The sequence below is a fragment of the Thiofilum flexile DSM 14609 genome, assembly GCF_000380185.1.
GTDB lineage: Bacteria > Pseudomonadota > Gammaproteobacteria > Thiotrichales > Thiotrichaceae > Thiofilum > Thiofilum flexile.
This window is the reverse complement of record NZ_KB904802.1, coordinates 68,868-81,226: the sequence shown is the minus strand read 5'-3', so window position 1 is coordinate 81,226 and position 12,359 is coordinate 68,868. Positions and strand designations below refer to the sequence as shown.

Annotated in this window: 11 protein-coding genes; 4 read left to right on the top strand and 7 right to left on the bottom strand. The window is 44.8% G+C overall.

The genetic code is table 11. The features are described from left to right. Nucleotides 1-4: 4 nt before the first annotated feature. From yjjJ to carA, 4 genes are all read right to left on the bottom strand, one after another. Nucleotides 5-1,396, bottom strand: coding sequence for a type II toxin-antitoxin system HipA family toxin YjjJ (gene yjjJ / locus A3IK_RS0115495; RefSeq protein WP_020560897.1), 1,392 nt, complete (start codon nt 1,394-1,396; stop codon nt 5-7). Between the two features lie 122 nt (nt 1,397-1,518). Continuing rightward, nucleotides 1,519-2,001 (bottom strand): transcription elongation factor GreA, encoded by a 483-nt coding sequence (gene greA / locus A3IK_RS0115490; RefSeq protein WP_020560896.1) that lies wholly within the window; start codon nt 1,999-2,001, stop codon nt 1,519-1,521. Between the two features lie 17 nt (nt 2,002-2,018). Then, nucleotides 2,019-5,237: a carbamoyl-phosphate synthase large subunit gene (carB, locus tag A3IK_RS0115485; protein ID WP_020560895.1), complete on the bottom strand. Its 3,219-nt coding sequence runs from the start codon at nt 5,235-5,237 to the stop codon at nt 2,019-2,021. A gap of 12 nt (nt 5,238-5,249) precedes the next feature. Further along, the gene (gene carA / locus A3IK_RS0115480; protein ID WP_020560894.1) at nt 5,250-6,392 is read right to left on the bottom strand and encodes a glutamine-hydrolyzing carbamoyl-phosphate synthase small subunit; all 1,143 of its coding nucleotides are present in this window, start codon (nt 6,390-6,392) and stop codon (nt 5,250-5,252) included. A gap of 200 nt (nt 6,393-6,592) precedes the next feature. Between carA and A3IK_RS0115475 the strand changes: the two genes are divergently transcribed. Then, the gene (locus A3IK_RS0115475; protein ID WP_020560893.1) at nt 6,593-7,438 is read left to right on the top strand and encodes a hypothetical protein; all 846 of its coding nucleotides are present in this window, start codon (nt 6,593-6,595) and stop codon (nt 7,436-7,438) included. 54 nt (nt 7,439-7,492) lie between these two features. Here A3IK_RS0115475 and purU read toward each other — a convergent pair whose 3' ends face one another. Continuing rightward, the gene (purU, locus tag A3IK_RS0115470; protein ID WP_245539496.1) at nt 7,493-8,344 is read right to left on the bottom strand and encodes a formyltetrahydrofolate deformylase; all 852 of its coding nucleotides are present in this window, start codon (nt 8,342-8,344) and stop codon (nt 7,493-7,495) included. 342 nt (nt 8,345-8,686) lie between these two features. Between purU and A3IK_RS0115465 the strand changes: the two genes are divergently transcribed. Continuing rightward, nucleotides 8,687-9,328: a hypothetical protein gene (locus A3IK_RS0115465; RefSeq protein WP_020560891.1), complete on the top strand. Its 642-nt coding sequence runs from the start codon at nt 8,687-8,689 to the stop codon at nt 9,326-9,328. A gap of 193 nt (nt 9,329-9,521) precedes the next feature. On the opposite strand, the gene A3IK_RS0115460 is transcribed toward A3IK_RS0115465, so the two are convergent. Next, nucleotides 9,522-10,106, bottom strand: coding sequence for a dioxygenase family protein (locus A3IK_RS0115460; RefSeq protein WP_020560890.1), 585 nt, complete (start codon nt 10,104-10,106; stop codon nt 9,522-9,524). Nucleotides 10,107-10,233: 127 nt separating this feature from the next. On the opposite strand from A3IK_RS0115460, the gene A3IK_RS0115455 reads away from it, so the two are divergent. Both A3IK_RS0115455 and A3IK_RS0115450 read left to right on the top strand, forming a co-directional pair. Further along, nucleotides 10,234-10,434, top strand: coding sequence for a hypothetical protein (locus A3IK_RS0115455; RefSeq protein WP_020560889.1), 201 nt, complete (start codon nt 10,234-10,236; stop codon nt 10,432-10,434). Beyond that, nucleotides 10,424-11,257, top strand: a complete 834-nt coding sequence (locus A3IK_RS0115450) for an urease accessory protein UreD (protein WP_020560888.1) — start codon at nt 10,424-10,426, stop codon at nt 11,255-11,257. Before A3IK_RS0115455 ends, A3IK_RS0115450 begins: the two co-directional genes overlap by 11 nt. Before the next feature lie 133 nt (nt 11,258-11,390). Here A3IK_RS0115450 and A3IK_RS0115440 read toward each other — a convergent pair whose 3' ends face one another. Next, nucleotides 11,391-12,359, bottom strand: coding sequence for a hypothetical protein (locus A3IK_RS0115440; protein ID WP_020560886.1), 969 nt, complete (start codon nt 12,357-12,359; stop codon nt 11,391-11,393).

Below are 12,359 nucleotides of genomic sequence, written 5' to 3'. Positions count from 1 at the left end.
ATTATCATAAACCTATTTTAGGCTTTAATTCATTTAAGCGCTCAATGAACTTTTCTGCTATGGGTTTAAAAGTTTCATCTGGTTGGGGTAATGTTAAAATTTGCTGCCAATATTGCAAAGCAATGGGAAACATTTCTTGCCAATACTTTAAAGCGGGTGGAGTTACTAAACGGATTTCAGGCACATCATTAGGAATATGACCAGAGGCGCGTGGTGCAAATAGCATAGGGAGCATATCGTAAACGGGTGCGAGGCGTAGATTGGTGGTTTGTTCATGGAAAAAAGACAAATTGCCTAAGTGCATATCAGCATTACCAATCATGCGCCCAAAGGCTTCTAGTTTTTGCATGGTTTCAGCATCTTCGACACTGATTAAACCTTGTTTTTGTAATTCAATGGATTGAGTTGACCAAGTAGCATCAGCCTGCCCCACAAATTCGCTATCGACAGCAGCTAGAGATACCTGTCCTAAGCGTCCCTCTATTCCTACGCGGTCAAAACGCTCAACCTCTAAAAAATACTGCCCATCTATTTCTAAAAACCCTGACATTGCGCTAGCAAAACTAGCTTGATTAAGTACTTTTGTAGCCAAGCACTCCGCCTGCAACAAACTAGCCCAGCGACGAGTTATAGTATTGTTATCTGGAGCGGTAAATTTAACGATTACATTGATCGGACAATTAGGATCAAAAAGCCGTGCCACAAATTTAGGTTGTTCCCCACCCGCTGATGATCCGACCTCTTCCGCTTTCAATGCTTGAAACGCTAAATGTTTGTATAAATATTTTTTGTTAATCTCAGGGTGCCTGATTGTTAAATTGATATTGGTAGCAAGATAGGGACTTATGGGTTGTAGATTGATGGAGCTTAATATCTGATATATAGCACGGTTATTAGTAATAATAAAATTACCCACGACATCTGTACCAAATGCCTGCAATGCAAGTAGAATTTCATCATCAGACCAATCGTTAATACGTTTAGACACACCTAATATTTCAGCCATTTTATTGGCAAAGCTACGTCCAATGAACCCTTGTGGTCGCATATCATAAATCCACCAAGGTAAGCTACGGCTATAATACTGTTTTTCTACTAATCGATCACCCTTCCAAAGAATAATATAACCTTCAGGATATACAGGGATAAGGTTTCCTATCTCAGTTGGTTGACCCTTTCTTGGAATTTCCCAAATGTAAAACTCATTATATTCACGAATTTTTCTTCTTAGAGCATAGCTGGTATTTTTTACCTCACCAAACTCAATGAGTTCTGAATTTAAAATATTCAGCAATTCCTGCAAATTATTTTCATTAATATTAAAAAGCCGCAATATCTCTGTTCTAGACATTGCACCTTTTTTAAGTAGTGATCGTAGGGTACTAGCATCAGACATAAAATGGATCTTGCAATAATTAACACTTTAAAAACTATAACTGACTTAATGCTCCAAAAGCAAAAACCCCATTAATGCTCTCGCACTAACGGGGTTTTGCTCAGAACCTAACCGTTTACGACTTAATCGTAAGACACGCTTAGAATTTCATACTCTCGCGCACCACTAGGGGCTTGAACGACGGCAACATCGCCCTCTTCCTTGCCAATCAAGGCACGTGCGATCGGGGACGATACCGCAATGCGGCGCTCTTTAATATCGGCCTCAATATCACCTACAATCTGATAAGTGATGGTATCGCCGCTTTCGACTTCCTCCAACTCAACAGTCGCACCAAACACCACCTTGCCGCCATTAGCCGCACCGACTGTTTTAGTATCAATCACTTGAGCGAGTGATAAGGCGGATTCTAACTCTTGAATCCGTCCCTCATTAAAACCCTGTTGCTCACGGGCGGCATGGTATTCGGCATTTTCTTTCAAATCACCATGCGCACGAGCTTCCGCAATCGCTTGCACAATGCGCGGACGTTCTACCGTTTTTAGGCGGTGTAACTCCTGCTTGAGGCGCTCAGCACCTTGAGCTGTTATTGGAGGTCTATTCATCTACTCTCGTATCCTTGTTAAATAATGCCTTGATGAAGGTCTTGCAAACGATATACCTGCTCAGGAGCGGTATAACCCATCGCCATACATAAAGCACGCGCTCCTGCTATGGTAGTAGTGTAGGTAATTTTACGCTGCAATGCTTCCCGACGAATCGCAAAAGAATCCCGCGTGGATTGCTCACCTTCTGTGGTATTGATAATTAAATCAATCTCTTCATTTTTTATCATATCCACAACAGTTGGGCGACCCTCAAAGATCTTATTCACGACCTCACAGGCAATACCTGCTGCTTGTAGCTCACGCGCGGTACCACGGGTCGCTACCATTTTAAAGCCGCGCTCTTTCAACAAAGCACCGATTTCAGGCAAATGACGTCTATCCGCCTGCCGCACACTGACAAAAGCCACACCAGAGGTAGGATAATCCTCACCTGCTGCCCGTTGCGCTTTACCAAAGGCTTCGGCAAAGGTTTTACCCACGCCCATGACCTCGCCTGTAGACTTCATTTCAGGGCCTAAAATCGGGTCAACACCGGGGAATTTAATAAACGGGAAAACCGCTTCCTTCACAGAGTAATAAGGCGGAATTACTTCATCCGTTGCCTGCTGCGCAACTAACGACTGCTGCACCATACAACGCGCGGCAATTTTAGCTAACGGGCGACCAATCGCTTTTGACACAAAGGGTACGGTACGTGATGCACGAGGATTGACCTCTAACACATAGACCTCAGAGCCTTTAATAGCAAACTGAGTATTCATCAAGCCCACAACATTAAGGGCTTTCGCCATACGCCGTACTTGATCACGCATTTCATTGAGCACGCCTTCACTTAAAGAGAAGGTCGGTAAGGAACAAGCAGAATCCCCAGAGTGAATACCGGCTTGTTCAATATGCTCCATAATCCCGCCAATGAGTACATTCTCACCATCGCAAATCGCATCCACATCCACCTCAACCGCATCGTCTAAGAAACGGTCTAGCAGCACTGGAGAGTCATTAGACACCTCAACGGCAGTGGTCATATAGCGGCGTAATTCGCTCTCTTGATAGACGATTTCCATTGCCCGTCCACCTAAGACATACGAGGGACGAACTACTAAGGGATAACCGACGTCTTGAGCCATACGTACCGCATCCTCGGTACTGCGTGCGGTGCGATTAGGGGGTTGCTTTAAACCTAGGCGTTGAATCAATTGCTGGAAACGCTCCCGATCTTCGGCTAAATCAATCGAATCGGGGGATGTACCAATAATCGGCGCACCTAAAGCTTCTAAGTCGCGTGCAAGCTTCAATGGCGTTTGCCCACCATACTGCACAATGACACCGACCGGCTTTTCTAGATCCACGATTTCCATCACATCTTCAAGCGTTAATGGCTCAAAATAGAGACGATCAGAAGTGTCGTAATCGGTGGATACGGTTTCAGGATTGCAATTGACCATAATAGTCTCATAGCCATCCTCACGCATTGCCAGCGCCGCATGCACACAGCAATAGTCAAACTCAATCCCTTGACCAATCCGATTAGGACCACCCCCTAAGACCATAATCTTTTTCTTATTGGTGGGGTTAGATTCGCACTCCTCCTCATAGGTGGAGTACATATAAGCGGTATTAGTGGCAAACTCTGCCGCACAGGTATCCACGCGCTTATACACCGGACGCACGCCAAAGCGCTGACGCGCACTACGTACCGCACGCTCTGTTTCATCGAGCAATTTTGCTAAACGCCGATCAGAGAAGCCTTTACGCTTGAGCATACGGAACTCATCCGCATTAATATCATTCAAAAACCTATCTCTTAACCCATTCTCGATCTGGATTAGCTCTTGCATTTGCACCAAGAACCACGGATCAATACTGGTTAATTGATGAATTTCCTCTACCGACATACCAAAACGGAAGGCATCGGCTACGTATAAAATACGCTCGGCGTGCGGCTCAATCAGCTCATGGCGCAGAATATCTTTAGCTTCTGGACGCTTCAGATCCACACGCTCATTGAAACCATCAATCCCAGTCTCTAAGCCACGCAAAGCTTTTTGTAAAGACTCTTGGAAGGTACGGCCTATAGCCATCACCTCACCCACCGACTTCATTTGTGTGGTCAGGCGAGCATCGGCTTGAGGGAACTTTTCAAAGGTAAAGCGCGGAATTTTGGTGACCACGTAATCAATCGATGGCTCAAACGAAGCTGGTGTCAGCCCGCCGGTAATATCATTACGTAACTCATCAAGGGTATAACCCACCGCTAATTTAGCCGCGACTTTAGCAATCGGGAAGCCGGTTGCTTTAGAGGCGAGTGCGGAGGAGCGCGATACCCGTGGATTCATTTCAATGACAATAATACGACCATCTTGAGGATTAATCGCAAATTGCACATTAGATCCACCCGTATCCACCCCGATCTTACGCAATACGGCTAAGGAGGCATTACGTAGTAACTGATACTCTTTATCGGTCAGGGTTTGCGCTGGAGCCACCGTGATGGAATCCCCAGTATGTACGCCCATAGGGTCAAAGTTTTCGATAGAGCAGACAATAATGCAATTATCATTACGATCGCGCACGACCTCCATTTCGTACTCTTTCCAACCCAATAAGGATTCTTCTAAGAGTATTTCCGTGGTCGGTGACATATCCAAGCCACGTGCTACGATGGTTTCAAATTCTTCACGGTTATAAGCAATCCCGCCCCCAGTACCGCCTAAGGTAAAGGAGGGGCGAATAATAGTGGGGAAACCAATCTGTGTTTGCGCAGCTCGCGCCTCTTCCATGGTGTGTGCTACAAACGAGCGGGCGGAATTTAAGCCAATCTCATCCATGGCAATGCGGAAATCTTCCCGATCTTCCGCCATTTGAATCGCGGCTTCATTCGCCCCGATCATTTCCACGCCGTATTTTTCTAATACACCATTACGGGATAAGGCTAGCGCACAATTCAGTGCAGTCTGCCCGCCCATCGTCGGTAATAAGGCATCGGGGCGCTCTTTTTCAATAATCCGCGCCACGGTTTCCCAGTTAATCGGTTCAATATAAATCGCATCGGCGGTTTCCGGGTCGGTCATAATGGTCGCTGGATTGGAATTGACCAAAATAACGCGATAACCTTCTTCGCGTAATGCTTTACAAGCCTGAGCACCGGAATAGTCGAACTCACACGCCTGACCGATAATAATCGGCCCCGCGCCAATGATCAGGACACTTTTTAGGTCTGTACGTTTAGGCATCGCTATTCACTCTTAAGACGCCTGCTGGGCGTTCATTAACTCAATGAAATGGTCAAATACGGTCGCTACATCGTGCGGCCCTGGGCTGGCTTCAGGATGACCTTGGAAGCTAAAGGCCGGGCAATCGGTGCGCTCAATCCCTTGTAATGAACCATCAAATAAAGAACGGTGGGTGGCTTTAACAGTCGCCGGTAGGGTTGATTCATCTACCGCAAAGCCATGATTTTGGCTGGAAATCATCACACGTTTTGTCGCTAAATCCTGCACTGGATGATTAGCACCGTGATGACCAAATTTCATCTTGACGGTTTTAGCCCCACTGGCTAAACCTAATAATTGATGCCCCAAACAAATCCCAAAGATAGGTACTCTACGCGCTATAATTTCTCGAATCGCGCGGATAGCATAATCACAAGGCTCAGGGTCTCCGGGGCCATTGGAAAGGAATACCCCATCAGGATTCAATGCTAAAACTTCAGCGGCTGAGGTTTGAGCAGGTACTACGGTCACATGGCAACCCCGATCTACTAACATGCGTAAGATATTGGTTTTAATCCCATAATCATAAGCGACTACGCGGAATTTAGCATGGTTAGCGGTGGATTGACGCGGTACATTAGGGTCTAATTGCCAACTTCCCTCTGTCCAAGTATAAGGCTCTAACACCGTGACTTCTTTGGCTAAATCCATGCCTTTTAAGCCCGGAAAGGCTAAAGCGGCCTCGCGTGCTAAATCAGCATCTAAGGCATCGCCCGCTATAATACAACCGCGTTGAGCGCCTTTTTCACGCAAAATACGGGTGAGACGGCGTGTATCAATATCGGCGATTGCTACAACATTATTGCGTTTTAAATAATCCGGTAATGATTCTGTACCGCGCCAATTGCTATAGATGCTCGGTACATCACGAACAATTAAACCTGCGGCATGAATGGCGGTTGATTCAGTATCTTCCTGATTAACACCAACATTACCAATATGAGGATAGGTGAGGGTTACTATCTGGCGGGAGTAAGACGGATCGGTCAAAATTTCCTGATACCCCGTTAAGGCGGTATTAAAAACGACTTCACCAACGGTTTGACCGTTACAGCCGATAGAACGCCCCCGGAAGATACTACCATCTTCCAGTACTAGCAGGGCCTGCGTGTTCAAGGGAGAACCTCCGGTTTTACATACGAAACGGGATGAGACACTCGTGAGCGCTCATCCCGCAAAATTGACGGCATATATTCTACGTGTTAGGAGGCCTAGTGTCTATTCGGATGCGCTTGTTATGAAATCCAGCTATTTATCGCCACCCCTAATCCGTATACTAAAGCCTAAGTGAACCTTTAAAATTGAGATATTGCCCCATGAAAACCGTTGCCTCATTACGCTACGGCGTGATTTTCAAAAAAGCATTCTCGCGCCCTGATATCTTCACCGCCTTTGTGCGGGATATCTTGGGTATTGAAATCCAGATTGACCACGTTGAAACTGAAAAATCATTCGAGCATCCTATTGGTTCAGTCGATAGCCGTTTTGATTTGTTTGCTGAGGATAAGGTCAACCGTATCATTGTCGACATTCAGCATCGACGCTATCTTGATCACTATCACCGCTTTTTACATTATCACTGTGCTGCATTACTGGAGCAAAGCGTTAATGCCAAGGATTACCGCCCGAATACGGCAGTTTACACGATAGTGGTGTTAACCAGTGGTGATAAGCATCAGAAAGATATGCTTGCTATCGACTTTGACCCTAAAGATTGGGATGGAGTGGGCATTAGTGAAATCCCACATAAAATCCTTTTTTTAAATCCCAAATATCTCAATGAACGTACTCCAGAGCCGTGGCGTGAATGGCTGCGAGCCATCAATGATAGCCTTGATGGACAAGTTAACGAAGCGGAGTATCACAATGCTTGTGTGCAGAAAGTGCTAAAGCTAATCGAGCAAGATCAAATCACTCCCGCCGAATATGCTCGTATGAAAGACGAATACAGTGAAGAGCAACTCCGTTTTAAAGAATGGGAGGAAGCGTTAGAGAACACCTTGGAAAAAGGTAAACAACTCGGTTTAGAGGAGGGATTAGAGAAAGGCGAACGACTCGGACGTATGAAAACCGCGCAAACTATGCTAGCTAAAGGCATGACAGTAGACTTAGTAGCAGAACTCACCGGACTTTCTGTGGAGCAAATACAGTCCCTAACCTAACCCCCAAAGCTAAGGCATAAGATCTTAGCTTTGTTACTGATAAATAATGGAGTGTTATTTAAATACAACCGTCTTATTACCATCTAAAAAGACCCGATGCTCTACATGCAGCTTCACTGCCTTTGCTAAAGCCACGGTTTCGGTATCGCGCCCGACAGCGGTTAGCGCCTCAGGGCTATAGGTATGATCCACAGGCTGTACAGCTTGTTCAATAATCGGTCCCTCATCCAGATCAGCCGTGACGTAATGAGCCGTTGCCCCAATCAGTTTAACCCCGCGCTCATGCGCTTGATGATAGGGCCGCGCTCCTTTAAAACCAGGCAGAAAAGAATGATGAATATTAATCGCCCGCCCACGCAATACTTGGCACAGCTCATCCGACAAAATCTGCATATAACGGGCGAGTATCACTAGCTCTGTACCCGTTTCCTCAATAACCCGCAGCACTTCTTGCTCTTGTTGGCGCTTATTCTCTTTAGTCACAGGCAAATAAATAAAACGAATCCCTTCACGCTCCACCATCGGGCGTAAATCAAGATGATTCGCTACAACGGCGGTAATCTGCATGGGGATTTCACCCTTATGCAAGCGATAGAGTAAATCATCCAAGCAATGATCAAATTTACTCGCCATGATCAATACTTTCATGGGTACTGTACGATCTACGAGCTGCCACGTCATTTGAATGCTCTCGGCTATCGGTGCAAAACCTGCTCGAATCGTCGCTAGGGTGTCATTGCCCTCCCGAATCTGACATACCGCGCGCATAAAAAAGCGCCCACTGTCTTGATCATCAAATTGTGCTAATTCGCTGATATAGCAGCCTCGCTCAAATAGGTAGGACGTTACTTTCGCAACAATACCACTAGCAGCAGGACTACTGGCTTTTAAAATAAACTCACTCATAACCACCATTGGCTCACATTATTATAATGCCTCAAACTGTAGCAACTCAGCAGCAAGCCTGCTAGGCATAAGCAGCACAGTGCTACAATAAAAGGATAAGGCTCTCTCCTAAATACCTTGCCGATGGACTTGCTCAGAAAATAATCCTGAGTATTCTACTATGGAATAGTATCGCTTAAAGTCGACCATTTATCAGTTTTCTATCAACAAGTTATAGCTGATATTTTAATACATAGGGTTGTACACAACACTAAATCAAGTTTCATTGATGACACTGAAAAAGGGCTTGGCAAGTATTTTCTAATACTTAAATCTGCTTAACTAAACAGTAAAGTGACCCATATGAATCCTATACCTATTAACCATTCAACTAGCAGTGTAGGCTCACCCGCCACTACACCTTTACACACCAAAAACCCTATGAGTGCTAATCCTCACTCAATGGGCAAACACAACACCGAGGTTGATTTAAGCAAACTCTTGAGCTTGCTGACTCAACTCCTCCCGGTTCTCATTGCGCGGATGAATCATGCGCATAACAGCGCCTATGAAACACCGGGAGTTAACTACCTTAGCCAACCGAACAAAACCCAATCTGCGTTACTGCCCCCTAGTCTAGCGATTATTCGCCCGCCTGAATTACCAAGCGATGAGCAGGATCATGATCGTGATATTAATGAAAACCCTTTTCTCTATAAATGGATTTGCCGCGTTTTACTCGACAATGATACTTTAGAAGAAAAGAATCAAGAGCTTAAAAACCAAGAGCTTAATGATCGTGAACCGCCTCAACTGCGCTATAAAGAAAAAAACCAAACCACTTTACGTGTAACGCATACCGATCATAACGCGCACGGACAAGATAGTATTAGCTTTAACCCCATTCGTAGAACCTTTGTTTCTGCGGCGGATAAACATCAAATTAATATTATTGAGGAGGTTGATTTTTGGCAGGCCGTTGATACGAAAAAACAATTTGCTTAATTTAACTGGCATAAAAGCTGTGCTATGAATAAAATTTGGCTTTATATTCATGCCGTTTTTAATGCTAAGTTATTTAGCTACATTAATTCTCTTAGGGAGCATAAGTGCTTATACACATAATGCTCCTTTTGGTGCTTAGTGAATGCACTATTTGCGCTCCCTATTTTTATAGTGGCAGGGACAGGTCATAATATTACGCCACAATAAACTGATATTGCCCTAATTGCATATCTTGATGAGTACCTAATTGCATGAGTAAACTGGGGTCATAAATACCATCTCTTGCATTCAAGGACTCCTGAGGAAAATACAGTTGAGTGGTCAATACTCGTCCTCCTTGACGCTGTACTTTCAGATGAAAATGACGGGTTCGTCCGGGGTAAATACCGGGCATCACTGTCTTAAATTGAAAGCGACCCTGAGCATCGGTAAATATATGTCCGCGCAACCGATAGCCTTCATTATCATAATGCCCCTGCGAATCGGCATGCCATAACTCAACTAAAGCCTTAGCCTGTGGTCTACAGTGCGTATCTAATACTAGTCCTTGTAGCAAAAAGGGGCGTCCATGAGGATCATCTGCACTGAAATCTTGTTTCAAAGGCGTATTAGGCGAAAAATAAGGGCCTTCGGTTTGAGCGAGGGTAAGCTCCTCCGCCTGTCCACAGCTAGGGGTAAGCGGTAATTTCACCGCGCCTAAAGCAGGTAGTGCTATCCCACCGCCTACTAAAGCTAAAGCGCTTTTTAATAACTGACGACGTTTATCGATATAGCTCATGATTATTCCTACCATTGATTTGCATCCCTTACCTTACCATAGTGCAAGAAACAATAAATTAGCGTATGGTAATTGGCATAAAATCTGCATAGGTGACTAAAACGGTAGTCCATCAGGGGAGCTTTTTATGTCTAAATTATTAGTAACAGCGCTTGTTTTCCTAGGAAGCAGCAATGCTTTTGCTCACAATACGCCTTTTCCTCATGCTGAAATGCACTACGAAATAGCACACTTTTTGGTGCATGCACTATTTGCGCTCCCTATTTTTATTGTGGCGGGAGTAGGCTATAAAGTTTGGCAACATTACCGCTCTCGTAATGAGCAATAATCCACCTATATCAGGAGCGGGCTGGGAAGCTAGACTCGCCCTGACTTTTACCCAACAACAGCATAAAACGGTGTTAAGCCAACGCGAACAGCGCGGGCCACTAGCTTTGCAGCGGCCTTTTTATCCTGAGGGTGGGGTTTGCCATGGCTATATTCTCCATCCGCCGGGCGGGGTGGTAGGTGGTGATCAACTCACCATTGCGGTGCAAGTGCAACCAGAGGCACATGCCCTCTTAACGACTCCCGGCGCTACTAAGTTTTATCGCTCGGCAGGTTTACACGCTCATCAACAGCAATTATTTGACATAAATTCAGGTACTTTAGAGTGGTTACCCCAAGAATCGATTTACTTCCCCCATACCCTCAGCACCATCAGCACGGATATTCATTTACAAGGTAATGCGCGCTTTATAGGTTTAGAAGTTCACTGCCTAGGACGCCCAGCTAGTCATGAGCGATTTGATGCCGGACAAGTGACCATCAGCCTGCGCTTACACCGTGATGGCAAATTCTTAGTCATGGATAAACAACGGATTCATCAACTCGCTGACCTAGAATCCTCTGCTGGCCTACGCTCTAATCCTGTATTTGCGACCCTAATCGCCACCCCTTGTAATACCGAAACACTCGAAGCTGTACAAAATCTATGTCTCAATCTTGCTGATGGATTAGCCGGTGCAACCTTAATGCGAGAGGTATTGATAGTACGTTATCTAGGCCAGCATACTGCCACGGCTCATCAATTAGGGCGCTCGATTTGGGCATTGATTCGCCCCCAGATTATAGGTAAAACAGCCACTCCACCACGCATTTGGAGCACCTAAGCCTCGCTAGGTTGATGGACAAAAAAAGCTACGGAGTATTTCTGGAGCAGTCTTGGCGGCAAGGATGCCGCCTTGTAGCGTACAAGGATGTATTTACAGCGGCTGCGGAAGAAATACTCCGTAGCTTTTTTGCTTAAGCCCAAAATTGCCAAAATGGCTTAACAGCTACTGTATAACAATCATGTTCGGCAGTACTGACTTGTAAATGAATTTTTTTCTGTTGGGCTAATTTTAATAAAGGCTCTAACCAGTTTTGCTCTAATTGACTTAAAACACTTTGCCACTGATTAATATCCTCATTTAAAGCCGGTTGAATCAATTCATCTAAAACTATCAGTGTATCCCCTACACTTAAATCAACCTCACTCAGATTTTTAGGTAAATCCTGATACTCCGCTTCTAGTCCATAGGCTAATGCTTGCATAGTTAAGCCTCTGCCTATTATTTTTTGTATGGGTGTTTTAACACTAGCAGTCTGAGTACCATTTCCCCAGAGCCAAATACTATTAAAGTTAGGCTCATTAGAGCCACCTAATTGCGGTGCATACAATAACATTTGTATTTCATTTAATAAGCGATGCCAATATAAGTGTTCATTCGTATCTCCCTGAGGTAAATAGGGAAAAACATCTTCTCCTAATACCTGTGATAAAGGGGTAGTTTTAATATTAGGGATTGAGTCTAGTAATAGATAGCCATAATTATCCTTACCTAACCAAATCAAACCATCTTGGGCTAAGAAAGGGTTGAGTAATTGACTCACTTGCTCATTATCGGCTGCTGTGATGCAGGGCAAATGTGGTAATAACCTTACCCCTTTTAAGTTTGACTCTAATTGTACTAGATCAGCACAAAATAATGCTTTTTCTGGCAATGTGCCAAATTGAACTGCATAACGCCAAGCAGCTAGCGAGATAGTTTGCGTGCTCACTCCGGCTAAATACAATACGGTATTCTCTACGCCTCGGACGGGAATAGTTTGTAAGCGCTTAGAATTAAATAGGCTGTTAAAACTAGGAGCGTGCGGTTTAAAACCAAAATCACGCTCCCAGACAGATAAAGTTTGTAAGGCTTGAGGGATAATTAGGGTTATGGTAGGCAT